At 69.6% G+C, this 25,518-nt stretch carries 22 protein-coding genes; 8 read left to right on the forward strand and 14 right to left on the reverse strand.

What is annotated here, in order from left to right; all coding sequences use genetic code 11:
- Positions 1 to 55: 55 nt before the first annotated feature.
- The 5 genes from dnaB to rpsF form a co-directional block, all read right to left on the reverse strand.
- Positions 56 to 2,257, reverse strand: a complete 2,202-nt coding sequence (gene dnaB, locus OED52_RS20275) for a replicative DNA helicase (RefSeq protein ID WP_264152605.1) — start codon at positions 2,255 to 2,257, stop codon at positions 56 to 58.
- 490 nt (positions 2,258 to 2,747) lie between these two features.
- On the reverse strand, positions 2,748 to 3,200 hold the full coding sequence (rplI, locus tag OED52_RS20280) for a 50S ribosomal protein L9 (protein ID WP_264152606.1): 453 nt from the start codon (positions 3,198 to 3,200) through the stop codon (positions 2,748 to 2,750).
- A 17-nt stretch (positions 3,201 to 3,217) separates the two neighbouring features.
- Entirely contained in the window at positions 3,218 to 3,460 is a 243-nt protein-coding gene (gene rpsR / locus OED52_RS20285; protein WP_264152607.1) for a 30S ribosomal protein S18, read from the reverse strand.
- A 42-nt stretch (positions 3,461 to 3,502) separates the two neighbouring features.
- Positions 3,503 to 4,015, reverse strand: a complete 513-nt coding sequence (locus OED52_RS20290) for a single-stranded DNA-binding protein (protein WP_264152608.1) — start codon at positions 4,013 to 4,015, stop codon at positions 3,503 to 3,505.
- Between the two features lie 64 nt (positions 4,016 to 4,079).
- Positions 4,080 to 4,367 (reverse strand): 30S ribosomal protein S6, encoded by a 288-nt coding sequence (gene rpsF / locus OED52_RS20295; protein ID WP_264152609.1) that lies wholly within the window; start codon positions 4,365 to 4,367, stop codon positions 4,080 to 4,082.
- A 154-nt stretch (positions 4,368 to 4,521) separates the two neighbouring features.
- Here rpsF and OED52_RS20300 point away from each other — a divergent pair, with 154 nt between their 5' ends.
- From OED52_RS20300 to OED52_RS20310, 3 genes are read left to right on the forward strand one after another with little or no spacing between them, the layout of a single operon-like run.
- Positions 4,522 to 6,024 carry a glycosyltransferase 87 family protein gene (locus OED52_RS20300; RefSeq protein WP_264152610.1) on the forward strand — a complete coding sequence of 501 codons (1,503 nt, stop codon included), beginning with the start codon at positions 4,522 to 4,524 and terminating at the stop codon, positions 6,022 to 6,024.
- Positions 5,946 to 6,470, forward strand: coding sequence for a GNAT family N-acetyltransferase (locus OED52_RS20305; RefSeq protein WP_264152611.1), 525 nt, complete (start codon positions 5,946 to 5,948; stop codon positions 6,468 to 6,470). The genes OED52_RS20300 and OED52_RS20305 overlap by 79 nt, the downstream gene beginning before the upstream one ends.
- Complete coding sequence (locus OED52_RS20310; RefSeq protein ID WP_264152612.1) at positions 6,428 to 6,880, forward strand: DUF2752 domain-containing protein; 453 nt, start codon at positions 6,428 to 6,430, stop codon at positions 6,878 to 6,880. The genes OED52_RS20305 and OED52_RS20310 overlap by 43 nt, the downstream gene beginning before the upstream one ends.
- 7 nt (positions 6,881 to 6,887) lie before the next feature.
- On the opposite strand, the gene OED52_RS20315 is transcribed toward OED52_RS20310, so the two are convergent.
- Complete coding sequence (locus OED52_RS20315; RefSeq protein WP_264152613.1) at positions 6,888 to 10,700, reverse strand: nSTAND1 domain-containing NTPase; 3,813 nt, start codon at positions 10,698 to 10,700, stop codon at positions 6,888 to 6,890.
- Between the two features lie 257 nt (positions 10,701 to 10,957).
- Here OED52_RS20315 and OED52_RS20320 point away from each other — a divergent pair, with 257 nt between their 5' ends.
- Positions 10,958 to 11,239 carry a response regulator transcription factor gene (locus OED52_RS20320; protein ID WP_264152614.1) on the forward strand — a complete coding sequence of 94 codons (282 nt, stop codon included), beginning with the start codon at positions 10,958 to 10,960 and terminating at the stop codon, positions 11,237 to 11,239.
- A 157-nt stretch (positions 11,240 to 11,396) separates the two neighbouring features.
- Here the strand turns inward: OED52_RS20320 and OED52_RS20325 are convergent, their stop codons facing one another.
- From OED52_RS20325 to OED52_RS20340, 4 genes are all read right to left on the reverse strand, one after another.
- Positions 11,397 to 11,879: an RNA polymerase subunit sigma-24 gene (locus OED52_RS20325; RefSeq protein WP_264152615.1), complete on the reverse strand. Its 483-nt coding sequence runs from the start codon at positions 11,877 to 11,879 to the stop codon at positions 11,397 to 11,399.
- 28 nt (positions 11,880 to 11,907) lie between these two features.
- Positions 11,908 to 13,500: a glycosyltransferase family 87 protein gene (locus OED52_RS20330; protein WP_264152616.1), complete on the reverse strand. Its 1,593-nt coding sequence runs from the start codon at positions 13,498 to 13,500 to the stop codon at positions 11,908 to 11,910.
- Positions 13,501 to 13,526: 26 nt separating this feature from the next.
- Positions 13,527 to 16,040 (reverse strand): transglycosylase domain-containing protein, encoded by a 2,514-nt coding sequence (locus OED52_RS20335; RefSeq protein ID WP_264152617.1) that lies wholly within the window; start codon positions 16,038 to 16,040, stop codon positions 13,527 to 13,529.
- A gap of 683 nt (positions 16,041 to 16,723) precedes the next feature.
- Entirely contained in the window at positions 16,724 to 17,146 is a 423-nt protein-coding gene (locus OED52_RS20340) for a DUF5318 domain-containing protein (RefSeq protein ID WP_264152618.1), read from the reverse strand.
- Between the two features lie 161 nt (positions 17,147 to 17,307).
- On the opposite strand from OED52_RS20340, the gene OED52_RS20345 reads away from it, so the two are divergent.
- The 3 genes from OED52_RS20345 (at position 17,308) to OED52_RS20355 (ending at position 19,595) form a co-directional block, all read left to right on the forward strand.
- Positions 17,308 to 17,865 carry a PadR family transcriptional regulator gene (locus tag OED52_RS20345; RefSeq protein WP_264152619.1) on the forward strand — a complete coding sequence of 186 codons (558 nt, stop codon included), beginning with the start codon at positions 17,308 to 17,310 and terminating at the stop codon, positions 17,863 to 17,865.
- The gene (locus tag OED52_RS20350; RefSeq protein WP_264152620.1) at positions 17,858 to 18,958 is read left to right on the forward strand and encodes an inositol-3-phosphate synthase; all 1,101 of its coding nucleotides are present in this window, start codon (positions 17,858 to 17,860) and stop codon (positions 18,956 to 18,958) included. Before OED52_RS20345 ends, OED52_RS20350 begins: the two co-directional genes overlap by 8 nt.
- A 193-nt stretch (positions 18,959 to 19,151) precedes the next feature.
- Positions 19,152 to 19,595 carry a hypothetical protein gene (locus tag OED52_RS20355; protein ID WP_264152621.1) on the forward strand — a complete coding sequence of 148 codons (444 nt, stop codon included), beginning with the start codon at positions 19,152 to 19,154 and terminating at the stop codon, positions 19,593 to 19,595.
- A 22-nt stretch (positions 19,596 to 19,617) separates the two neighbouring features.
- Here the strand turns inward: OED52_RS20355 and OED52_RS20360 are convergent, their stop codons facing one another.
- Genes OED52_RS20360 through OED52_RS20370 form a run of 3 tightly spaced genes read right to left on the reverse strand, consistent with a single transcriptional unit; the run spans position 19,618 to position 22,697 of the window.
- The gene (locus OED52_RS20360) at positions 19,618 to 20,376 is read right to left on the reverse strand and encodes an SDR family oxidoreductase (protein WP_264152622.1); all 759 of its coding nucleotides are present in this window, start codon (positions 20,374 to 20,376) and stop codon (positions 19,618 to 19,620) included.
- Entirely contained in the window at positions 20,376 to 21,446 is a 1,071-nt protein-coding gene (locus OED52_RS20365) for a phosphotransferase family protein (RefSeq protein WP_264152623.1), read from the reverse strand. Before OED52_RS20365 ends, OED52_RS20360 begins: the two co-directional genes overlap by 1 nt.
- A gap of 18 nt (positions 21,447 to 21,464) precedes the next feature.
- Complete coding sequence (locus OED52_RS20370) at positions 21,465 to 22,697, reverse strand: acyl-CoA dehydrogenase family protein (protein ID WP_264152624.1); 1,233 nt, start codon at positions 22,695 to 22,697, stop codon at positions 21,465 to 21,467.
- Between the two features lie 78 nt (positions 22,698 to 22,775).
- Between OED52_RS20370 and OED52_RS20375 the strand changes: the two genes are divergently transcribed.
- Positions 22,776 to 23,390, forward strand: a complete 615-nt coding sequence (locus OED52_RS20375) for a TetR/AcrR family transcriptional regulator (RefSeq protein ID WP_264152625.1) — start codon at positions 22,776 to 22,778, stop codon at positions 23,388 to 23,390.
- Here the strand turns inward: OED52_RS20375 and OED52_RS20380 are convergent.
- Positions 23,365 to 25,446, reverse strand: a complete 2,082-nt coding sequence (locus tag OED52_RS20380) for a transglycosylase domain-containing protein (protein WP_413247776.1) — start codon at positions 25,444 to 25,446, stop codon at positions 23,365 to 23,367. The genes OED52_RS20375 and OED52_RS20380 overlap by 26 nt on opposite strands.
- Positions 25,447 to 25,518 lie beyond the last annotated feature (72 nt).

Consider the following 25,518-nt stretch of genomic DNA (forward strand, 5'->3'; position numbering starts at 1 on the left):
CGTTCAGAAGGTGTGTATGTGTCTGCAGGGCGCGCGAACGCGTTGTAGGAGGGGGTCAGCCGCGGGCCATGTCCACGAACCGCGACAGGTGCAGCTGATGGGCGACGGTGATCGTGGCCGTCGGGCCGTTACGGTGCTTGCCGACGATGAGGTCGGCCTCGCCGCCACGCGGGTCGTCGCGCTCGAAGGCGTCGGGGCGGTGCAGCAGGATGACCATGTCGGCGTCCTGCTCGAGCGAGCCCGACTCACGGAGGTCGGAGACCATGGGGCGCTTGTCGGTTCGCTGCTCGGGACCACGGTTGAGCTGACACACCGCGACGACCGGGACCTCGAGTTCCTTCGCGAGAAGCTTGAGGCTACGCGAGAATTCGGAGACCTCCTGCTGACGCGACTCGACCTTCTTGCCGGAGGTCATCAGCTGCAGGTAGTCGACGACGATGAGGCGGATGTCGTGTTTCTGCTTGAGCCGCCGCGCCTTCGCGCGGATCTCCATCATCGTCAGGTTCGGCGAGTCGTCGATGAACAGCGGTGCCTCGCTGATCTCGCTCATGCGGCGGGCGAGGCGGGTCCAGTCGTCGTCGGTCATGCGACCGGACCGCATGTCGGCGAGCTTGATCTTCGCCTCCGCCGACAGCAGACGCATGACGATCTCGGTCTTGCCCATCTCGAGGGAGAAGATGACCGAGCCCATGCCGTGCTTGATGGAGCACGAGCGCATGAAATCCATGCTGAGCGTGGAGTTGTGCGTGGGCACCATGGTGCGACCGGCGAGATACATGTGGTCGCCGTCGACCTCGACGCAGCGCACCGGCACCGACGCGACCGGACGGACCGCCACGATGCGCCGCTCCCGCAGGACGTCGGAACGGCATTCCTTGTGCCGCAACGCCTTGCTGGGGAGGACGAAGACGTCGTCGTCGGTGGTGAAGGCGACCTCCGTGCCGTCGAGCACCGGCGCGTGGCCGAGGCCCGCGAGGAGTTCGGCGACGTCGTCGGCGAGCTGCGGTGACGACGCGGTGAAGCGGACGGTGCCGTCGTCGTCGATCTGCCCGCCGGCGTCGAGCAGCCCGGCGAGGAGTTCGCGACGCTGCTGTTGGGAGGCCCGCTGGTATTCGGTGGGGATGTGGGCACCCAGCTCGAGGAGCTCACCGGTGAAGCCGCCCTCTCCGTCGACCCGCATGTGCACCTCGGGGTCGGAGGACGGACCGCCCAGCCACGCGCCGAGGGTGAACGGCGCGACCGGCAGGTCGGCAGCGGGCAGCGACAGGGGAGCGGCGTGTGCGACGGCGTGCCGGGCATCGACGTCGGCGGCGAGTTCACCGGTGGTGCGGATGCGGCCGTCGGTGGTGCGCCACTGGTGCTGTTCGTCGGCGACGAGCACGGTGCCGTCGGAGAAGACGACGTCGAAGCACGGGCGGGCGTGCATGACCTCGGTGGCGGCCACGACCCGGGTGGGCCGGCCGTCGGCGCCGAGCAGTTCGTCGCCGACCTGCACCTCGCCCATCGTGGTCCACCCGGTGGGGGTGGGCAGGGGAGTGTCGAGCGCGAGCGCCTTGCCGACACCGGGACGCGCGGCGACGATGATCATCTGGCCGGGATGCAGGCCGTTGGTGAGTTCGTCGAGCTCCTGGAAGCCGGTGGGCACACCGAGGGAGATGCCGCCGCGGCTGGCGATGGAGTCGATCTCGTCCATCGTGGGCTGCAGGAGTTCTTCGAGGGGCACGAAGTCCTCGCTGGTGCGCCGCTCGGCGACCTCGAAGATCTCGGCCTGGGCGCGGTCGACGACCTCGGCGACGTCCTGGCCCTCGGAGCCGGCGTAGCCGTATTGGACGATGCGGGTGCCGGCCTCGACGAGGCGGCGCAGGATGGCCTTCTCGGCCACGATCTCGGCGTAGTAGCCGGCGTTGGCGGCGGTGGGGACGGTCTGGGTGAGGGTGACCAGGTAGGCGGCGCCACCGATGCGCTTGAGCTCGCCGCGCCGGTCGAGTTCGGCGGAGACCGTGACGGGGTCGGCGGGCTCACCACGGCTGTAGAGGTCGAGGATGGAGTCGTACACGACCTGGTGCGCGGGACGGTAGAAGTCGCCGGGGCGCAGCACCTCGAGGACGTCGGCGATGGCGTCCTTGCTCAGCAGCATGCCGCCGAGCACGGACTGCTCGGCCACGAGATCCTGTGGGGGTTGCCGACCGAAGTCGCCACCCGGCTCTTCGGGAGGGCCCGGGTAGTCGGGATTTCCACGATCGTCCACGACCGCCAATGCAGTGCCTGCCTTCCTCCACGTATCCATGCCCGGCCGGAACGAGCCGCCGGATACCTGCACGCACTCCCGGTTCCGGTACCGGGGTTCGTCTCCGGTTCTACTCGCCCCTACCGACAACCTGTGTGTGGAGTCGTGCGCTCGACGTTAGGGATCGGATCAGCCCTCCACAACTCGGGTTGTGCACAGCGCTGTGGATGAATTGTGGAAATGGGAGGACAGAGTTGTGCACCGTCTGTGGACAACTTGGGGACAGTGCATCTCACACTCTACATTTCCCCAGGTCGTAAGCGAAAAATGCCTGTTCACACCTGTGGAGAAAAAGTATTTCGGCGTGTCGGAGGGTCGGGCGTGTCAACCTGTTCGTTCCCGGAACGACACGCTGTGGACTCACATCGGTGTGGTTCGTCACAGAGTTATCCACAGGTTGTGCACAGACGACGAGGAGCCCCGCGCCTACCAGGCACGGGGCTCCTCGAAAGAGCTGGAATCAGGCAGCCACGACGTTCAGGGTGAACTTCGCGGTGACATCCGGATGCAGCTTCACGACGACCTGGTGCTTGCCGGTCGCCTTGATGTGAGCCTTCGGCAGCTCGATGATGCGCTTGTCGAGAACCGGACCACCGGCGGCCTTGAGGGCACCGGCGACGTCGGCGGCGGTAACCGAACCGAACAGCTTGCCCGAGTCCGAGGTCTTGACGCTCAGCTCGACGTTCTCGAGGCCCTCGATGGCGGCCTTGAGCTCCTGGGCGTGCTCGAGGTTGCGCACGGCGCGCGCAGCCTGGGCGCGACGGATGCCCTCGACCTGCTTCTGGGCGCCACGGGTGGCGACGATCGCCAGGCCGCGGGGCAGCAGGTAGTTGCGGCCGTAGCCGTCCTTGACCTCAACGGTGTCGCCAGGCGCACCGAGGTTGTCCACGTCAGCAGTGAGGATGAGCTTCATCGTGTCCCTCCCTTTCCTCAGCGAGTCGTCGAGACGTAAGGGAGCAGAGCCACCTCACGAGAGTTCTTGACAGCAGTAGCGATGTCGCGCTGGTGCTGCACGCAGTTGCCGGTGACGCGGCGAGCGCGGATCTTGCCGCGGTCGCTGACGTACTTGCGCAGCAGCGCCGTGTCCTTGTAGTCGATCTGCACGTTCTTTTCCTTGCAGAAGGTGCAGACCTTCTTCTTCAAAACCTTCTCGCGCGCGGGCGACTTAGGCATGGTCTTTCTCCGTAATTTAGGAAGTTCCGATCGAAGGTCGGATCAGAACGGAGGCTCGTCGTCCCCGCCGCCGCCGAACGAGCCGGCCTGCGGGGCGTCGCCCCACGGGTCGTCTCCGCCGACGTTCGCGGTGGGACGGCCACCGCCCGATCCACCGGAGGAACCGCCGAAGCCGCCTCCGCCACCGCCGCGGCCGGCCTTGGTGACCTTGGCCGTGGCGTAACGGAGCGAGGGGCCGATCTCGTCGACCTCGAGTTCGACGACAGTGCGCTTCTCGCCCTCACGCGTCTCGTAGCTGCGCTGCTTGAGCCGGCCCTGCACGATCACGCGCGAGCCGCGGGTCAAGCTCTCGGCCACGTTCTCCGCTGCCTCACGCCAGATGTTGCAGCGCAGGAACAGAGCCTCGCCGTCTTTCCACTCGTTGGTCTGACGGTCGAAGACGCGGGGAGTGGATGCGACCGTGAAGTTCGCAACCGCAGCACCCGCGGGGGTGAAACGCAGTTCGGGGTCGGCGGTCAGATTGCCGACCACGGTGATGACGGTGTCGCCTGCCATGTGGTTCCTCCTGCAGTGTGTGGAGTCCTGATGCGCCAGAGCCTACGGCCCGACGCCGACAGGCTCACTTGCCGTGGCGCAGAAGCTTGGTGCGGAGCACCGACTCGTTCAGGCCGAGCTGGCGATCCAGCTCTGCAACGGCAGCGGGCGTAGCGGTGATGTCGACGACCGCGTAGATGCCTTCGCTGTTCTTGGCGATCTCGTACGCGAGACGACGCTTGCCCCACACGTCGACCTTGTCGACGTTGCCGCCTTCCTTGCGGATGACATTGAGGAACGTCTCCAGCGAGGGAGCGACGGTGCGCTCATCCAGGCTGGGGTCCAGGATGATCATCAGTTCGTAACGACGCATTAGACCTCATCACCTCCTATGGACTGTGAACGGTCACGGACGATCCGTGACAGGAGGGTCGTTGCGTCAGCAACCCATGAAGGGTACACGACGGCCCGGTGAGCAGCGAAATCGTCGTCCCCCCGCGAGGCGGGATCTGACCTAGGGTGAGGACATGCGTACGAGCCCCCGGACCGTCTCGCTCGTCGCTGTCCTGACCTGCGCGGTGATGCTGCTGCTGGGCTGGCTGAACAAGGCACGCTGCGCCGGGGGACCGTTCGACGCCGAGGGCCGCACCCTGCGGTTCGAGGAGATCAAGGACGCACACGTCTGCTATTCCGACATCCAGCAGCTGTGGATCGGCCGCGGCATCAACCTGCACGTCTTCCCGTTCATCGACGGCGGCATCACCGACACCGGCGCCCTGACCGGCGGCACCGTGGAATATCCGGTGCTCAGCGGGGTGCTCATGTGGATCGGTGCGCTCGGGGCCCACAACGACACCGAGTTCCTGCTGCACTCGGCGCTCCTGCTCGCCCCCTTCGGACTGGTCACCGCGTGGCTGCTCGCGCGCATGGCGGGCTGGGCCGCGTTGCTGTGGTCGGCGACGCCGCCGCTCGTGCTCTACGCCTTCCTCAACTGGGACCTGTCGGTCGTGGCGGTGACCGTCGCCGCGTTCGCGGTGATGACGGTGCAGCGCTGGTCGCTGCGCACCCGCGGGGTGATCGCCGCGGCGCTCCTCGCGGTGGGGTTCTGCCTCAAGCTCTATCCGGGCCTGTTCGTACTGCCGCTGATCGCCTACGTGTTCACGGGCGGCGAGACTCCCGAACGCCGCCGGGACGTGTCGGGGGCACTCGCCGTCGCGGGCACCGCCGCGGTCGTCGCCGCGGCGATCAACGCGCCGTTCGCCCTCCTCGGCTACGAGGGATGGCGCGCGTCGTTCGTCTTCCAGCAGAACCGCGAGGCCGACGGGACCAGCAACTCGATCTGGTACTGGGGGCTGCGACCGCTGCTCGGCGGCTACCAGGAGTACGAGAACACCCAGGAGTTCATCGACCTGGTGGCGGTGCTGTCGCCGGCGCTCGTCGCGGCCTCGCTCGTGCTCGCACTGTGCCTCGGATGGCGTCGCTACCTGCGGGAGGGGGTGTACCCGTGGCTGGGGACGGGCGCGGCGATGCTGTGCGGCTTCCTGCTCTTCCACAAGGTGCACTCACCGCAGTACACGCTGTGGCTGCTGCCGCTGCTGATCCTGCTGCGCGTGCCGTGGGGGCTCGTCGCGGCCTATCTCGTCGCCGACCTGGCGATCGGGATCGGCATCTTCCGGTGGTTCGCGGCCACGGCGGGCATGACCGACGAGACGCTGCCCCTGGTCCTCGTGCACGTCGGGGTGTGGGGCCGGGCCATACTGTCGATCGTCCTGTTCTTCGTCTTCCTCCGGAGCTCGCCCCGGGACCCGTGGCGGCGTACCGAGAAGACGGACGACAGCCGCCGACCGACCATCCCGGAGGGAGTGCGTCGACCGACATCTGGATGGAGCATGCAGTGCCCGAATGGATGGAGCATCCGGTACTCGAAGGTCCCCGGATCCGCCTCGAACCGTTGCGCGGGTCCCACGCCCCGGGGCTGGTGGCCGCCGCGGACGATCCCGACGCGATCTTCGCGTGGTCCTCGACCGTGATCCGCGATCTGGACGACGCGTCCGCGTTCGTGCGTGAGGCAGATGCGGATCCCTCCCGGTCGCCCTACGCGATCGTCGACCGGGCGACCGGGGAGGTGCTGGGGTCGACCTCCTACTACGGGATCGAGCCGAAGCACCGCACGCTCGTCATCGGTTACACCTGGCTGGCGACCCGGGTACAGCGCACCCACGTCAACAGCGAGTCGAAGTACCTGCTGTTGCAGCACGCCTTCGACGTCCTCGGTGCGGTGCGGGTGACCTGGCAGGTCGACGAGCGCAACGCGCGGTCGCGGGCCGCGGTGCTGCGTCTCGGCGCGCAGGAGGAGGGACTGCTCCGCAAGCATCGGCGTCGTCGCGACGGCAGCTGGCGGACGACGGTGTTGTTCTCGCTCCTCGACGACGAATGGCCCGCCACCCGGGACCGGCTGGAGAAGAGCATCTCGTGACCCGGACCGCCCATCCCCTCGCCGCCCCCGCCGTCGTCCTCGCGGGCGCCGCCGGGGTGTGCGCGCTGGTGGCGTGGGCGGATCCGACGACCCCTGGCGGCATCATCCCGCCGTGCCCCACCTACACCCTGTTCGGCATCCACTGCCCGGGCTGCGGGCTCTCCCGGATGCTGTACTCGCTGGTGCATTTCGACGTCCCGGCGGCCGTGCACTACAACGCGCTGGGTGTGGTCGCGCTCGTCGTCGCCGCGGTGCTGTTCGCGGTGTGGACGGTCGGCCGGGTGCGGGGCACACCGATGCCGCGGTGGACGCGGTACCGGTGGACCCCGCACGTCGTGCTGGTGGTCGTGGCGGTGTGGTTCGTGGTGCGCAACCTTCCCGTCGCACCGTTCACCGCCCTGCGGATCTGAGCAGGGGTCAGTCCTCTTCCGCACACGGCTGCCGGTACGGCACGCCCGGCAGATAGCGTTCCCACTCGTCCTCGGTGACGGGGCTGCCGACCGAGTCGCACAGGCGCGTGACGGCGAGCGCCGGATCGAGTTGCCACAGCCGCACCGACAGATCCGGGCCACCCGCGACGAGCACCTCGCCGTCGTCGGCGAATGTGGCATCGTAGACCCGGCTTCCGTAGGCGGTGAGCGTCGCGAGCAGCTTCGGTTCGTCGGGTCGGCTCACGTCCCAGATCCAGGCGGTACCGTCGCCGATGCCCCCGGCGAGTCGCTCGCCGTCGGGGGAGAACTGCACCGAGTACACCGCGTCGGCCGGGCCGGTGATACGCGAGAGATCCTGCGGGGCAGCGATATCGGTGACGTCCCACAGTCGGATGGTGCGGTCGGCGCTGGCGGCGGCGAGCAGGGTGCCGCCGCGTCCGAACGCGACCGCCTGCGTCTGGCTGTCGAATCCGGGAACCACCGAGATCCTCCGGGCCGCAGCGGAATCCGAGGTGTCCCACAGTTCGATGTTGCCGTCGGTTGCAGCCACCGCGAGGACGTGCGCGGTGGGATGCCACGAGATCATGTACGGCAGGTCGTTCGTCTCGAAGGTGCTCACCACGCGCGGGGCGGCCGGATCGGACACGTCGACGAGGGCGACCGTCTTCGCTTCCGTCGGGGCCACCGCGAGCACCGGAGCGGAGGGGTCGAAGCTCACCGCGCCCACCACACCGGGCACCGCCTCCTCGACCGTGCCCGTGAAGGCGGGTGCTTCCGGGTCCTCGACGTCCCACAGGTGCACCGCCCCGGTGGACGTGCCGCCCGCGGCCAGCCTTCCGTCGGGCGCGAGGGTGGCGGCACCGCTGAACCGGGTCTCGACCGGTGGGTCCAGGGGGGGCAGTTCCCGTGCCTCGGTGGCATCGCCGATGTCCCACAACGGAAGTTCTCCCGACCGGCCCTGCCCGAAGAGGACGAGATCACCGTCCGGCCCGATCGGGTTGACGTAGATCGTCTCGTCGGCGGGCAGTACGGGACCGGGCAGCGGCCACCAGCGCACCGCGCCGTCCAGTGCGGTGGTGAGCAGCGCCCGGTCGCCGACGAAGACGACGGAGGTCACCGGGTTGGATCCGGGCAGCGTCGCGATCGGCGCGGCGGGCTCGGGGTCGGTGGCGTCCGCCCACAGCCACACGGTGTTGTCGGAACTCGCCGCGGCGATCCGCCGTCCGTCGGGATCGAAGGCGACGGAGTTGACGTAGCTGGTGAACCCGTCGAGGTCCGGCAGAGGTACCGGGGCCGCGGGGTCGGTGAGGTCCAGGCGCATCACCCGCCGGCCGGTGGTGCCGGCCGCGAAGGTGTGCCCGTCCGGCGAGAACGCCACGGCCAGAACGTGTTGAGTACTTCCGTCCGGCGCCGTCTCGAAACGCGGAACCATCTCGGTGTCCCACCGCTCCGTCTCCCACACCCGCAGCGACATCTGGCGGCCACCGGCGACGAGGAGCCGGCCGTCGGGGGAGAAGACCGGGAACACCGCCCCTTCGGCCGCCCCGGGGATCGGGGGCAGCGCGGCGGCACCGCTGTCGGTGACGTTCCACCGCAGGATCGATCCGTCGCCGACACCGGCGACGAGTCGTGTTCCGTCGGGCGAGAATTCGAGGGCGTAGGCGGTGTTCTCCTCACCGGACAGCACGGCCACCCGATCCGGCGTGGCGGAATCGGTGATGTCCCACAGCCAGATGCCGCCCTGACCGCCCACGGCCACCGAGTTCCCGTCCGGGGAGACGGCGAGCGCGTAGAGTTCGCCGACGCCGTCACCGGCGGTGAACGTCGTGAGGGGTTCGGTCTCCGGGCCGCGGCTGTCGGCCGTCCAGATCCGCACCTGCCCGTCCGAGGCGGCGCTCACCACGAGACCGCCGTCGGCGGTGGCGCGGGCGAGGATCGGGCCGGGTGGGCCCGCCAGGCGGAGTGGGACGTGCACCCCGGTGGCGTCGAGCAGCGCCGACCGGGCCTCGGGGGTGTCGGCGACCTGGTAGCCGGCGATCGCGAGCTGGGCGGAGACCGACGGTTCGACGGCGCGCAACTGGGAGGAGACGGTGGCGATCTGACGCGACATCGCCTCGTCGCGGGCCTGCTGCGCCTCGATGCTCCGCGAGTGCGCGTGGACCCCGGCGACGGTCGCGACGATCGCGAGCACGAGGGCGACGACCGACGCCACGGTCAGCGAACCGACGAGGCGGCGCAGCACCGCGGTCCGCCGACGTTCGGCGGCGACGGCGGCGTCGCGGTGCGCGACGCTCTCGGCGAGGAACTCTCGTTCGAGCCGGTTGAGGGCTTCACCGTTGTCGTCGGTGCGGCTCCAGTCCTCGAAGAGGACGAGGCGGCCGCCGCCGAGCAGGGCGCTCTCGTCGCGCCCGCTGTCCTCCCACACCTGCGCGGCGCGGGTGAGATCACGGTGCACGGTCAGGCCGACGCGGTCGGAGTCGATCCAGCCGCGCAACCGGTCCCAGGCGGTGAGCAGCACCTCGTGGGAGAGCTGGACGGAGTCCTCGTCGACGGTGAGGAGCCGGGCGTCGGCGAAGCGGTCGACGATCTCGTCCACCCCGTCGCCGTCGGTGAAGGCCAGTTCGCTGCGCGGCACGCGCCGGCGGGTCTGGGTGTCGTCCTCGACGTTGACCAGGCGCAGGAACACGCGGCGGGCGAGCGCCTGCCGGCCGGGACCGAGCGTGGAGTACACCTCCTCGGCGGTCTGCTGGACGGCTCCGGAGATACCGCCGATGGCCGTGTAGTCGGCGACGGTGAGGGTGCGGCGGTCGGCGCGCTGCCACAGGCCGAGCAGGGCGTGGGAGAGCAGCGGCAGCATGCCGGCCTCCCCCTTCGAGCGCGAAGTGCGCGGGGTGAGGTCGGCGAGCAGGACCTGGACGAGTTCGGTGGGCACCGTCGAACCGGCCTTGACCGCCGGTTGCACGATGACGGACTCGAGTTCCTCGGGCGACATCGGCCCGACCACCACGGGACCGGCCTCGAGAATCGGCACGAGCCGCGGTTCGCGCGCGGCGAGCGGGTAGAAATCGGCGCGCAACCCGAGCACCACGACGACCCCGGCGGACAGTTCCCCGAGACGGTCGACGAAGTCGGCGCGGCCCTCGTCGTCGCCGAGCGTCCAGAACTCCTCGAACTGGTCGACGATCAGCACGGTGGGGGCGTCGACGTTCAGGGCGGCGACGGCCTTGTCGGGTCCCGCAGAGGACGGGGTCAGCACCACCGCCTTCCAGTCGGCGAACTCCGGTCGCGAGCCCACCGTCGCGGCGACGCCGGCACGCAGGAGCGAGGACTTGCCGGACCCTGAGGGACCGATGACGAAGAGGACCCGCGGGCCCTCGCCGGCGATCGCCGCGCGGATCCGGCCGAGGACCTCGTCGGTGAGGCGGTCGCGGCCGTAGAACCACTCGGCGTCCTCCTCCTGGAAGGGAGCGAGGCCGCGGTAGGGGACGGGGTCGGTGGTCCGCCGCCGGGCGCGTGCCTGCCGGGCGCGCCGCGCGGCGTCGATCCACTGTTGCCGGTCGTTCTCGTCGGTGACGCCGCAGGCCTGCAGCACGGAGTGGAAGGCCGGCTCGCTCGCGCGGGTGGGCAGGTGCTGGCCGGAGAACCATCCGGCGACGGTGCCGTGCAGTGCACCGGAGGCGTCGACGACGTCGCGGATGGACAGTCCGGCCCGGGTGCGGAGGGCGGTCAGGGCGCGCCCGAAGTCGGCGCGCGAGGTGATGGAGGCCGGGTCGGCCGGCTCCACGTCGATGTCCGTCATGGACGGTTCCCCCCTGAGGTGTGTCTTCGTTTGCGCAGGTAGAAGGTGTATGGCTGTACGGATTTCGTACGGGATCACCGTCCGACGGGGTCCTCGCGTGCCCGCGGGCCGGATAATCGAATCGTTGCGAATACGGCGAATCGGACTTTCTCCCCCCGAAGTGGTCCGTGTCGCCCGTCCCGGCTCCCGGGACGGCTTCTCCCGATCCCGATCGCCCGGTTCCGGGCACGACCGACTTTTCCCGAGAGGCGGTATCCATGAACGCGCGGCCCGATCACTCCCCGTTCCGGCCGACGCGCCCGAACGATCTCGTGCGTCCCCTGCTGAGTGCGCGCGAGAAGGAGGTGCTGCTGGCCTGGCTGGGAGCGGAGTCGAAGGGTGAGGCCGCGCGCCGGTTGTTCATCTCGGTGGGCACGCTGAACACCCATCTGCAGCGGATCCGCGTCAAGTACGCGTCGGCCGGGCGGGACGCTCCGACGAAGGCGAGCCTGCTGGCCCGCGCCCTTCAGGACGGGCTGACCACGCTCGAGGAGTGGTGACACGCCGGAAGGCGAACGGTCAAGGGTCGTCGGGGGTGCAGGGCACGGCGTCCTCCATCGCGTGGTCCACAGGCCCCCGACAGCCCCGTGATCCGAATGTGACGAAACGGATATCAACGCCACAACTCGCCGAACGGGCAGATGAGGCGCAAGGGTGTCAGGCGACGCGGAGCGAGGACAGCGCCGCATGCTGTTCGACGCCCACCCGGGCGGGTGCGAGCGCCAGCGCGGTCGCGGTCTGCCGCGGATCGAGGCCCACGAGGGTGCGGAGGATGAGGATCTCCTGCTGGACGTGGGTGAGGGGAGACCCGGCCGGATAACGGAACCGTGTGTCGGCCGCGTCGGCGGCGATCGTGTAGGCCGTGCGGACGAAGGGCCGATCGGCGCCCGACGGCGCGGCGAGTTCGGCCAGGATCGTGCGGCACACCTCCACGGCGAGACGATCGGCGTCCGCGAAGGGGCTGCCGACGAGCCGTGCCCGTCCCCGGCAGTAGGTGACGATGTGGGGGTGCAGCTCGCGCACGAGAGCGGGGACGGCGGCGGTGTCCCCGGCGGCGACCGACCAGGCCAGCTCGCATGTCGTGAACCGAGTGGCCGTGCTCTCGACCCCTCGATCGAATCCCCGCCCGCCGGTGGTCATCGGTCCCCCTTACAGCTCTTCTCCGAGCCTAGGACGGGGGCCGCGCGTGCGACATCATCCGTTCGGATGATTCTTCCCTCGACCCCCGTCGGTGGGCGGGCCTCAACCGGTCCGGCAACCACCGCGGCGGCGAGTCGGGCGCCTGGTCGAGGATCCCGCCGACGGGGTCGTCGACGAAGCCGTAGCGCACCGGGTCCTCCACCGGCCTGTAGATCTGCCGGAGAACCACCGCGCACAGCGCGACGACGGCGACGTCCCGCAGGAACACCGTGGCGGTGAACCACTGCTCGGGCAGGCCCTTCTGGTCGGGGCCGAGGTAGTAGTACATGCGCGGCACCCACACCAGGGCGTCGATCGTCATCCAGGCCAGCAGCACGCGGCGGTGCGGGATCGCCAGCACGGCGAGCGGCACCAGCCACAGCGAGTACTGCGGGCTCCACACCTTGTTGGTGAGCAGGAACGCGACGATCACCAAGAAGCACAGCTGCGCCAGCCGCGGCCGGCGCGGCGCGGTCAGAGCGACGACCCCGATCCCGGCGCACGCCGCGGCGAACAGCACGAGCGAGACGACGTTGAGGGTGGGCACCGGCCAGTCCGGCCGGCCGAGGAACGAGCGCAGCACGTTGTAGATCGAGTCGGGATCGGCACCGCGCTCGGAGTTGAGGCGGAAGAACTCGGCCCAGCCCCGCGGGTAGAGCAGCATGATCGGCAGGTTCACCACCAGCCAGGTCGCCGCGCCCGCGGCGGCGGTCCGGGCGAAGACCCCGAGCCGGCCGGTGCGCAGGCACAACACCAGCAGGGGACCGAGCAGCAGCAGCGGATACAGCTTCACCGCGGCGCCGAGACCGAGGAGCACCCCGGCCAGCAGGGGTTTCCGCCGCGCCCAGGCCAGCAGACCCCCGGCCGCGCACGCGGTGGCCAGCGCGTCGAAATTGGTGAAGGCATGGACGACGACCAGGGGTGAGGCAGCGACGAGCGCGGCGTCCCAGATCCGGCGACCCGCCGACATGGCCGTGGCCCACACCGTGGCGAGCCACGCGAGGGCCAGGCCGAGCGCGACGACGCAGAAGTAGATCGCCACCTGCAGCGCGTCGGGGAGCCAGGGGGTGGCGTCCCAGGCCTTCGCGATCCGCATCGACCCGTACTGGTAGAGCCCGGCGAGCACCGGATACTCCATGTACCGGGTCTGCATCGCCCCGTCGGCGCCGGGTTCCTCCCAGGACGTCCGGTAGGGGAAGGCGCCTTCGGAGAGCCGTTCGGCGCCGTAGAGCGGGACGATGTCGGAATAACACATGGCCACGTACTGGCGGTTGTTCCCCCAGTCCAGGCCGAGTGCCCCGTCGGCCCCGACCGGTCCCTGCTGGATGCACGCGGCCTTGCCGAACCAGCCGAACGCCAGGAAGACGACGGCGAGCAGCAGCATCACCCGCAGCGGGGTGAGGAAGCGGGTGCGGCCGAGCACCGCGTGCCGGCCCACCGGGCCGCCGATGACGGTGCTCAACCGCGCGACCATCGGGTCGGTGCGGCCCGGGGTGTCGCGCCAGTCCACCGAACGACGATCCTCGGCCGGCGGTGCAGGAGACACCACCGGCCGAGGATCGTGTGCTCGGACGTCGCTCACGCGGCGAGGCTACCCCGCGAGGACCGTCAGAATCCGCCCTGCGGTTGCAGCTGGCCGCCACGTGCCCCCGGAACCTGCTGGCCACCGGCGCCCGCACCGCCGTTCTGCGGTCCCGTACCACCCTGTGTGTCGTCACCGGTGCCACCGGCCGGGCCTTCGTCCTCGCCGGGGCCACCCGGCACGGGGACCTGCTGGGTGGTGGTCTGCGGTGCGACGCCCGGAACCGGGATCGTCACGCCGGGGAAGATCTCCACGTTCTGCGTGGTGATCTGCGGGACCTCCGGCAGGGTCGGCTCGACGCTGGTGGTCGTCGTCTGCTGCTGGGTGGTCGCGGTGGCGGTGGCGGGAGCCGTCCAGGCCGGCACACCCGCGACGCCGGCGATGGGATCGGGCTTCGGGAACGACTCGACCTCGGTGCCCTCGAGGGCGCCGTCCATCGTGTCCTTCCAGATGTCCGAGGGCAGGCCGGAGCCGTAGATCATGCCTCCCCAGCGGTTCTCCAGGGGCAGGCCGTCCTCGGTGCCGATCCACACGGCCGTCGACAGCGACGGGGTGAAGCCGACCATCCATGCGTCCTTGTTGGAGCCGGTGTCGCCGAGCTGGGCGGTACCAGTCTTCGCGGCGGAGGGGCGGCCGCCCGCGAGGGCATGGCCGTTCGAGTACGCGGCGATGGGGGTCATCGCGGAGGTGGTGTTGTCGGCGACCGCCGCGTCCACCACCTGCTCACCCGCGGGGGTACCGCGGTCGAGGAGCACCTCGCCGTCGGAGGTGACGACCTTCTGCACGAAGTACGGATCGTGGTGGACGCCGGAGGCCGCGAGCGTGGCGTAGGCCGAGGCCATGTCGAGCACCCGCGACTGGTACTGGCCGAGCACGATGCCGTAGTTCGGGCCGGCGCCGTCGGGTTCGGTGAGGGTCGGGCCGATGCCCGGCAGCTCCTTGGCGACACCCAGCTTGTGCGCCATGTCGGCGATGGCCTGGGGGCCGTTGTCCATCTGGAGCATCATCCGGTAGAAGCTCGTGTTCAGCGACCGCTTCAGGGCCTCGGCGATAGTGCACTGCCCGCACGACTCGCCTTCGACGTTGCCGATGCTGATGCCGTTGACGGTGAGCGGACCGCTGTCGTAGGTCTGCGACAGCGGCACACCCTGTTCGAGGTTCGCGGCGAGACCGAACACCTTGAACGACGAACCGGTCTGCAGGCCGGACTGCGCGAAGTCGAAGCCGACACCGCTCTCACCGCCGTAGTAGGCGCGGATGGCACCGGACCGCGGGTCGACGGACACCACCGCCGTGCGGAGCTCCTCGGGTTCGTTCTCGAGGTTGGTGCGCACCGCGTCGAGCGCGGCCTCCTGCGCCTGGGTGTCGATGGTCGTGGTGATCTCGAGGCCCGCCGTGTTGAGCAGGTTCTCGTCGATGCCCTCGCGGGCCAGCTCGGCGATGACCTGATTCTTGATCAGGCCCTCGGGGCCGGTCGACTGGTCGCCGTTGTCGAGTTCCGCGATCGGGACGTAGGCGGGGTACTGCATGCCCGCGCGCTGGGCCGCGTCGAGGGTGCCGGCGGTGACCATGCCGTCGAGCACGTAGTTCCAGCGGGCCTCGGCGCCCTCCGGGTTCGTCTCCGGGTCGAGCAGCGACGGCAACTGGATCGACGACGCCAGCACGGCGCCCTCCTCGACCGTGAGCTCACCGACGGGCTTGCCGAAGTAGGCGTTCGACGCCGCCGCGATGCCGTAGGCGCCGCGACCGAAGTAGATGGTGTTCAGGTACGCCGCGAGGATGTCGTCCTTCGACCACTGGTTGGCCATCTTGGTCGACAGCACCAGTTCCTTGAGTTTGCGGGTGAGGGTCCGCTCGGAACCGACGAGGGCGACCTTCACGTACTGCTGGGTGATGGTCGAGCCGCCACCGGCGCTCTCGCGTCCGAGGACGTTGTCGCGCGCGGCGCGGGCGAAGCCGGTGATCGAGAAGCCGGGGTTGCTGTAGAAGTCGCGGTCCTCGGCGGCGAGCACGGCGTTGCGGACGTGCAGGGGGATCGCGTCGATGTCGACCTCGGTGCGGTTGCCCTCGGGCGGGATCACCTTGGTGATGACGCTCTGGCCGTCGGAGTTGTAGATCGTGGCGGCCTGGTTGGTCTGGAGCTCACCGGGCCTGGGCACGTCCTGGACGATGTAGGCCAGCATGAACGCGAGCGCGGGGACGATGATGCCCGCCGCGATCAGGCCGTAGCAGACGCGGCGGATCGTCCGCCAGCGGTTGCCCTTGCCCTTACCGCCGCCGCCCGCTCCGCCACCGGAGCCACCACCGGGAGGAGCCGTGGGCGGGCCACCGGTGGGAGGTCCGCCGGCCGGGCGGTTGGGGGACACGGCACCGACGCGGGTCGTGCGGGCCGGGTCGCTCACCCGGGTGGTGGGGGCGTCGGCCGGCCGGCCGGCCGCTGAAGCGGCGGCGGGGCGCATCGCGACCGTCGGATCGGCCTGCGAGGGGCGCTGCTGGGGAGGAACCGCGGCGCCGGAGACCGCGCCGGGACGCGGGGGCACGGGACGGTTCTGTGCGGCGTTCGGGCCCTGGGTCGGGTTCGGGCCCGAGGGCGGGCCGGCGACCGGACGGGCCTGGTTCGGCGCCTGACCGGGGGCCGGGGGGCGACCCTGGACGGGGCCGCGCGGCGGGTACTGCTGCGGCTGCTGCGGCGCGCGGCCCTGCGGGGGACGGGGCTGCTGCCCCGGCTGCGGCGGCGGGCCGGCCGGTCGTGGCGGCTGCCCCGGTTGCGCTTGGGCGCCCGGCTGTCCCTGGGGACGCGGGCGGGGAGGCAGCGGGCGGCCCTGGTTCGGACCCGGAGCAGGTGGTTGTCCCGGGCCCTGCGGTGCAGGACGCTGACCCGGACCCTGGGGGGCAGATCCCTGGACTCCCGGATTCTGCGGAGCGGGTCCCTGCCGACCCGGACCGGGGTACGGTCCGGGGCGCTGCGCCGGCGAGGGGCCGGTGGACCCGTTGCTCCGAGGCGGGACGGACCTGTTGTCCTCGGGTTCGTTGTCGGGGGAACTCACGTACTCATCTCCAACTGTTCTCGCGACGTGTCACGCCGCGCCTTCACACTGCTCCGCGGACGGCCGCACATGACGACGCCCGCCGCAGTCGTCGGACACGGCGTTCGGTCGTGCCGGTCGGACACAGGAGCGAAGACCACCGAAAAGCGTACGGTGACGACTCCCGGCGCGTCCGCTCACTCGCTGGCGGTGCGACGTTTCGGCCCCGCCGACCGGCGACGAGGGCTCTTGGGGGCAGGTTGCGAACCCAGGACGTACGACTGGACGAGATGGTTCCAGCTGCAGGTTCGGCACACCTCGACCACGTGGACCGAGAACTCCTCCTGGCTGGCGGCCATGCGCACCAGTTCCTCGGGGGTGCGCGCCGAACCGGACACCGGACCCAGCTTGTCCCCGAAGACCCACGAGACGAGGGTCAACTGTTCCTTGCGGCAGATCGGGCACACGACGTCGCTGCCCCTGCCGTGGAATTTCGCCGCCCGCAGCAGGTAGGGGCTGGCGTCGCAGACCTCGCTGACTCCGCGCCGCCCCGAGTAGACCTCCGCGAGCAGCGAGCGTCGCTGCAACGCGTAGTCCACCACCTGCCGCTGAATTCGCACGGGTTCCAGAGTACGTGCGCCCTGCTCGGACAGGGGCGAGGAGTGACGCAGATGGTCTACGACGTCACATGTATCGGACCCAGCGTATGGTCGTATATATCGGCGCGATATAGTTCTGCGTCGTATCAATCGGTTGGTTCGGACGACGCAGGAGGTGACCCGTGCTGGAGCTGGCAATTCTCGGGCTCCTCCTGGAATCGCCCATGCACGGCTACGAGCTGCGCAAGCGTCTCACCGGGCTTCTCGGACCGTTCCGCGCGTTCTCGTACGGGTCGCTGTATCCGACCCTGCGGCGAATGCAGGCAGACGGGCTCATCGACGAGGATCCGGGGGTCCCCGGTTCCGTGAAACGACGCGCCCGCCGCGTCTACCGGCTCACCGCGAAGGGTCGCGAACGCTTCACCGAGCTGGTCGCCGATACGGGACCGCAGAACTACACCGATGACGGATTCGGCGTCCACCTGGCCTTCTTCGGCCGCACCCCCGCGGAAGCGCGGATGCGGATCCTCGAGGGCAGGCGGCGCCAGGTCGAGGAGCGCAGAGAGGCGCTCCGCGATGCGATCGGACGCGCCAGCGGCACGCTCGATCGGTACACCCGTCAGCTTCATCAGCTCGGCCTCGAGTCGAGCGAGCGCGAAGTGCGCTGGCTCAACGAACTGATCGCCGCCGAGCAGTCGTCAGCAGCACGCAACAAAGAAGGAGAACCCGACCATGGGTGAGAACAGCACCGCGGTGCGCGTGGCCATTGTGGGCGTGGGGAACTGTGCCTCCTCCCTGGTCCAGGGCGTCGAGTACTACAAGGATGCGGACCCCGAGACCACCGTCCCCGGCCTGATGCACGTCGAATTCGGCCCCTACCACGTGCGCGACGTCCAGTTCGTCGCCGCCTTCGACGTGGACGCCAAGAAGGTCGGGTTCGATCTGTCCGAGGCGATCAACGCGAGCGAGAACAACACCATCAAGATCGCCGACGTTCCGCCGCTCGGCGTGACCGTTCAGCGTGGCCACACCCTCGACGGCATCGGCAAGTACTACGCGCAGACCATCGAGGTCTCCGACGCCGAGCCCGTCGACGTCGTGCAGGTCCTCAAGGACGCCGAGGTGGACGTTCTCGTCTCCTACCTGCCGGTCGGCTCGGAAGAGGCCGACAAGTTCTACGCCCAGTGCGCCATCGACGCCGGTGTCGCCTTCGTCAACGCGCTGCCGGTCTTCATCGCCTCCGATCCGGAGTGGGCGCAGAAGTTCACCGACGCCGGTGTCCCGATCGTCGGCGACGACATCAAGTCGCAGGTCGGCGCCACCATCACCCACCGTGTGATGGCGAAGTTGTTCGAGGATCGCGGCGTGGTGCTCGACCGCACCTACCAGCTGAACGTCGGCGGCAACATGGACTTCAAGAACATGCTCGAGCGTGAGCGCCTCGAGTCGAAGAAGATCTCGAAGACCCAGGCCGTCACCTCGAACCTCGCGGGCCCGCTGTCCGGCAAGGTCCACGACCGCAACGTCCATATCGGCCCGTCGGACTACGTCGAGTGGCTCGACGACCGCAAGTGGGCGTACGTCCGCCTCGAGGGTCGCGCCTTCGGCGACGTCCCGCTGAACCTCGAGTACAAGCTCGAGGTCTGGGACTCCCCGAACTCCGCCGGCATCATCATCGACGCCATCCGCGCGGCGAAGATCGCCAAGGACCGCGGCATCGGTGGCCCGATCCTCCCGGCTTCGGCCTACCTGATGAAGTCCCCGCCGGTCCAGATGGCCGACGAGAAGGCGCGTGCCGCGCTCGAGGCCTTCATCATCGGCGCCGACGCCTGACAGTCCTCTCTCACCCGACGGCGGTGGGCCGGTCCGGATCATCCGGATCGCCCACCGCCGTCGGCGTATCCGGAGCCTACGGGTGGAGCCTTCCGCGCGAAAGCTCCACCGCCGGTACGGCACCGGCTACGCTCGGGGCACCGGCGGGTCCGTGGATCCGGCGGAGCGAAGACACAGGGGAGAAGGAGTTCTCGTGGCCACCTGGTGGACGGCTCTGCAGCTGCTCGCACCCGCGTTCTGGCTCGGCGCGGTGGTCGCGATCTCGTTCCTCGAGGCGCCGCTGAAGTTCCGCGCGCCCGGCATCACCGTCCCCCTCGGCCTGGGTATCGGCCGTCTGGTGTTCCGTGCCCTCAACATCCTCGAAGCCGTGGTCCTCGTGGTGCTGTGGATCGCCGCCCTCGCCGCCCCGGCCGCCCCGGCCACGGCGATGTGGTGGCTGCTCGGGATCGTCACCGTCGTGCTGGTGGTCCAGGTAGCCGGGGTGCGGCCGGTGCTGACGAAGCGGTCGGACCGGGTGCTGGAGGCCGGCACCGACCTACCCCGTTCGAACGCCCACTACGTGTACGTCGCACTCGAACTCGTGAAGGTGATCGCACTGGTGGCGCTGCTCGCGGTGACCGCCGACGCCCTGCTGTGACCCGACGTGCCGTGACGTGGGCTCAGGCCATGCGCCGCACGACCGCCAGCGGCAGCACCTTCATCGCGTAGGCCAGCGGGATCCACGGCCAGGACGGCACGTACGCCTTGGCGGGTTCCTTCTCGATCGCGGCGGCCAGTGCGCGGCATCCGGTCTCGGTGTCGACGATGAACGGCACCTTCTTCACCTTCTCGTTGATCTCCGAGCGGATGTAGCCGGGGAAGACTGTGCTGACCCGGATGTCCGTGCCGGCGAGGTCGGCGCGCATGCCCTCGCCCAGCGAGGCGACGGCGGCCTTCGACGCCGCGTAGGTCGTCATGTTCCTCGGCATGCCGCGCAGCGCGCTCATCGACGAGATGAGCACGACGTGCCCGCGGCCGCGGGGCCGCATCAGCTCCAGTGCCGCCTCGCTCTGTGCGAGCGCGCCGAGGAAGTTGGTGTTCGCGGTCTGGACGTTGGCGCGGAAGTAGCCCGTACCCAAGGGTTGTCCCTTGCCCAGACCGGCGTTGACGATCACCCGGTCGAGTCCGCCCAGCTCCTCGTCGAACTCACGGAAGACGGTGAACACGTCGTCGTGCCGGTTCACGTCCAGCGCACGGACGGCGACGGTGATGCCGGGATGGGCGGCGAGCAGTTCCTCGCGGAGCTCCTCGAGACGGTCGACGCGACGGGCGGCGAGAGCGAGATTTCTTCCCCGCGCAGCGAATTCGCGTGCCATGCCGGCACCGAGCCCCGAACTGGCACCGGTGATGAGGATGTTGCGTCGTTCCGGCCGACTCATCAGCTCTCCTTGTCGTGTCGGTCGATCATTGCGAGGCAACGGGATTCGAGATATCCGACCACCACCCAGAAGTCCTTGAAGGCGGGATTGGTGGTGTGCCCGTGATGGTAGCGGTAGTAGATCTGCTGCGCGATCACCGCGAGGCGGAACAGACCGAAGACCTCGTAGAAACCCCAGTCACCCACGGGCAGACCGGTCTTCTCGGCGTAGCGGGCGACGATCTCGTCGCGGGTGAGCATGCCGGGAAGATCCGACGGCTGACGCTTGGTGAGCAGCATCATCGGTTCGTCGTCGGCCTGCACCCAGTAGGCGAGCGACGAGCCCAGGTCCATCAGCGGGTCGCCGATGGTCGCCAGTTCCCAGTCCAGGACGGCGACGGGCTTCAGCGGATCGTGTTCGTCGAGAACGATGTTGTCGAGCCGGAAGTCGCCGTGGATCACCCGCTGCGCGACGTCCTGCGGCTGTCGTTCCGCCAGCCAGGCGGTGACGCGGGTGAAGTCGGGCACGTTGTCGGTGCGCGCCTTCTCGTAGCGGGAGGTCCATCCCGCGACCTGCCGGGCGACGTAACCGGAGCCGCGGCCGAGTTCGGACAGCCCGGCCTCCTGCGGGTCGATGCCGTGCAGTTCGACGAGCAGGTCGACGATCCGCAGGCACAGGGTGCGCGTGTCCTCCGCGCTCAGGTCGAGCTGCGTCGGCGGATTCGCGCGCAGGATGGTGCCGGGAACCCGTTCCATGACGTAGAAGTCACTGCCGAGCACGGCGTGGTCGGTGCACAGCCCGACCATCCTCGGCACGTAGGGGTAGACCGGGGCGAGCATCGACTGGATGCGGTACTCGCGCGCCATGTCGTGCCCGGAGGACGGTTTCGCGCCGGCTGGAGGGCGACGCAGGACCAGATCGCGGTCCGGATAGCGCAGCAGGTATGTCAGATTCGATGCGCCACCGGAGAACTGGCGTACCTCCGGCACACCGGCGACACCGGCGTGGTCGGCCAGCCAGGTCGCGACCGCCTCGACGTCGAAGGCGTCCTCGTCGCGGACCGCGCGGGCATTGTCGGGCAGAGCCGTCACCGTGGGATCCCCCTTTCCTCAGGCGTACTTGCCGAGCTCGAAGCGGGCGACGAGACCCTGGTGCACCTCGTCGGGCCCGTCGGCCAGCCGCAGCGCGCGGGCGGCCGTCCAGGCACCGGCCAGGGGGAAGTCGTCGGACAGCCCTCCACCGCCGTGGATCTGGATAGCGAAGTCGACGATCTGCTGCACGACGCGCGGTGCGACGACCTTGATCTCGGAGACCGCCGACCGGGCACCGGCGAGCCCCTGGGTGTCGAGCAGCCAGGCGGCGTGCAGGACGAGCAGGCGCAGCTGGTTGATGGCGATACGGGCGTCGGCGACGCGTTCGCGGTTGCCACCGAGGTCGATGAGCCGCTTGCCGAAGGCGGTGCGGGAAAGCCCACGGCGGCAGGCGAGTTCGAGGGTGTTCTCGGCGAGCCCGACGAGCCGCATGCAGTGGTGGATGCGTCCCGGTCCGAGCCGGCCCTGAGCGATCTCGAATCCCCTTCCGGGACCGGCGATGACGGCGTCGATGGGGAGGCGGACGTTCGTGAAGGACACCTCACCGTGGCCACCGGGCTCGTCGAAGAAGCCCATGGTCGGCAGCATCCGCTCGACCTTCACGCCGGGTGTGTCGATGGGGACGAGCACCATCGAATGGCGTTGGTACTTGTGCGCTTCCGGATCGGTCAGGCCCATGAAGATCAGCACCTTGCAGTCGGGATGCCCGACACCGGTGCTCCACCACTTGCGGCCGTTGAGCACGATCTCGTCGCCGTCGACGACGGCGGTCGCGGCCATGTTCGTCGCGTCGGAGGAGGCGACCTCGGGTTCGGTCATGCAGAACGCCGAGCGGATCTCGCCGTCGAGGAGCGGCCGCAGCCACTGTTCCTTCTGCGCCTCGCTGCCGTAGTGGTAGAGGACCTCCATGTTGCCGGTGTCGGGAGCGTCGCAGTTGAACACGGCGGAGGCGAACTGCGAGCGGCCCATCTCCTCGGCCAGCGGCGCGTACTCGACGTTGGACAAGCCCGCGCCGAGTTCCGGGTCGGGCAGGAAGAGGTTCCACAGGCCCTGGTCGCGCGCCTTGCGTTGCAGTTCACGGAATTCGGGGGAGACGGCCCATCTCTCGTCGGCACCGACGTCGCGGCGGCCCGCACCCGCCTCGCGGTATGCGGCGCGGAGCCTCTCCTCCACGGGGGCGACCTCGGTGGCGATGAAGGCTCGGAGCCGTTCGAGATAGTCGCGACTGCGCTCGGACTGTGCGAAATCCATCGGATGCCTTCCGTCGACTGCGACCGAGAGGCTCGGTCGGGCGGCCGTAACTGAGCGATGCTCAGTTAGGCTAGCGGTGTGAGCACCCCGCGACAAGAGCCCTCGGGACGACGGCGCCTGCCCCCGGAGGAACGTCGCCGTCAGCTCGTGGCGATCGGGCTGCAGGAACTCGCGGCCCGGCCCATCCACGCACTGTCCGTGGACCGGGTCGCCGAGATCGCCGGCATCTCCCGCGGTCTGCTGTTCCGCTACTTCCCCACGAAGCAGGACTTCTACGTCGCCGTCGTCGGCGCCGCCTCACGCCGGTTGCTGCGCGCAGCGACTCCCGATCCGGACGATCCCGATCCGCTGCGCGCGGTGCTGCAGGCGTTCGTGTCGTTCGTCGACCGGCACGGCGACAACTACCAGGCGTTCTTCCACGGCGGGTTCGGCGCCGACCCGCAGATCCGCGCCATCCACGACTCGATGCGCGACACCATGGTCGAGCGGGTCGTCACGGCACTGGGATGCGACGACGCCCCGCGCACCCGGCTGCGGCTGCGCGCGTGGTGGGCGCTGGTGGAGTCCCTGGCGGTCGACCGCTTCCGCGACCGCGATCCGAGCGTCGAGGAGATCGTCGACTACGCGGCCGGGCTGCTGCCCGCCGTTCTCGGCGACCCGGATTCTCTCAGCGACCCGGTATCTGGATCGTGATGCCGGGGAACACCTCGATCTGCGAGGGCACCTGGATGGGCAGGTCCACCGGCGGCACCGGAATCGTGATCGGCGGCAGGTTCGACAGGTCGGGCAGCTGGAAGGCCGGCGGGGGAGTCTCGGTCGGGGTGGTGATCCCGGCGTCCGCCGGCACACCGGCCTGACCGCCGATCGGCTCGGGCCACGGGAAGTCCTCGACCGGGGTGCCTGCGAGCGCCCCGTCCATGGTGCTCTTCCAGATGTCCGAAGGCAGACCCGAACCGTAGATCGGGCCGCCCCAGCTGTTGGTGATCGCGCTGCCGTCGGGGGTACCGACCCACACCGCGGTCGACAGCGACGGGGTGTAGCCGACCATCCAGGCGTCCTTGTTCTGGCCGGTGTCGCCGAGCTGGGTGGTGCCGGTCTTCGCCGCCGCCGGGCGGCCGTCCGCGAGTGCGTGCCCCCGCGAGTACGCCGGGATCGGCAGCATGGCCTGGGTGGCGTTGTCGGCGACCGCCGCGTCGAACCGCTGCTCACCGGGTGAGGCGGGACGGTCGAGCAGGACCACCCCGTCGCCGGTGACGACCTTCTGCACGAAGTACGGCTCGTGGTAGACGCCCGACGCGGCGATCGTCCCGTAGGCGGAGGCCATGTCGATCACCCGCGACAGGTACTGGCCGAGGACGATGCCGCCCTCGGGCGGACCACCGTTCTCGCTGAGCGTCCTGCCCTCGACCCCGGGGATCGTCTCGGGGATGCCCGCGGCGTGCGCGGCGTCGGCGATCTTCTGCGGCCCGTTCGTCATCGACATCATGAGCCGGTAGAAGCTCGTGTTCAGCGACCGCTTGAGCGCCTCGGCGATGGTGCACCGCCCGCACGACTCGCCCTCGACGTTGCCGATGCGGACGTTGCCCACGGTGAGGGGAGAGCTGTCGAAGCGGGCACCCAGGCCGATGCCCTCGTCGAGGGCGGCGAGCAGACCGAACACCTTGAACGACGAGCCGGTCTGCAGCGGGGCCTGCGCGAAGTCGTATCCGGCGCCGTCCTCACCGCCGTAGTAGGCGCGCACCGCCCCCGAGCGCGGGTCGACGGACACGATCGCGGTCCGCAATTCCGGGGGTTCGCCCGCGAGGTTGTTGCGGGCGGCGTCGACGGCGGCCTGTTGCGCCACCGGGTCGATGGTGGTGGTGATGTGCAGGCCCTCGGTGTTGATCGCCTGCTCGTCGATGCCCGCGGCGGACAGCTCGCGCAGCACCTGGGTGCGGATAAGCCCCTCCGGGCCGGGATTCTCGACGGGCGGCGAGAAGGCGTTGGACGGCACGGTCTCGGGGAAGACCAGGCCGGCCCGTTCCGTCCCGTCGAGTGCGTCGATGGCGACCATGCCGTCGAGCACGTAGTTCCACCGCTCCTCTATACCGGGCCGGTTGTACTCGGGGTCGAGCGAGGAGGGGGTCTGGATCACCCCGGCCAGTACGGCACCCTCGGCGACCGTCAGTTCCCCCACGGGCTTGCCGAAGTACGCCTGCGACGCGGAGGCGATGCCGTACGCGCCGCGACCGAAGTAGATGGTGTTGAGATAGGCCTCGAGGATCTCGTCCTTCGTCCACTCGCGCGCCATCTTGGTGGAGATGACGAGCTCGCGCATCTTGCGCTCGACAGTGCGTTCGGAGCCGACGAGGACGTTCTTGACGTACTGCTGGGTGATGGTGGAACCACCACCGGCGGATTCCTTGCCCAGGATGTTGTCGCGGGCCGCGCGGGCGAAACCGGTGATCGAGAAACCGGGATTGCTGTAGAAGTTGCGGTCCTCCGCGGACAGCACGGCGTTGCGGACGTGCACGGGCACCTCCTCGAGTCCGATCTCGAGACGGTTGCCCTGGGGCGGCACGACGCGGGTGATCTCGGTGACGTCGTCGGCGGCGTAGATCCGGGCGAGCTGGTTCGTCTTCATGTCCGAGGGCTGCGGCACCTCGGTGGACGAGTACGCGATGGCGAAGAGACCGGCCGGCACGAGCACCGCGAGCACGAACACGACGAACGCGATGCGGCGAGCGACCTGCATGCGGCGCTTCTTCAGGGCCTGCGCGTTGCGTGGTCCCGCGGCCGCGCCGAGACTGCGCTTCCGTGCCGTCCTTGCGCTGCGCTTCCG

The sequence above is a fragment of the Rhodococcus sp. Z13 genome (assembly GCF_025837095.1).
Lineage (GTDB): Bacteria > Actinomycetota > Actinomycetes > Mycobacteriales > Mycobacteriaceae > Rhodococcus > Rhodococcus sacchari.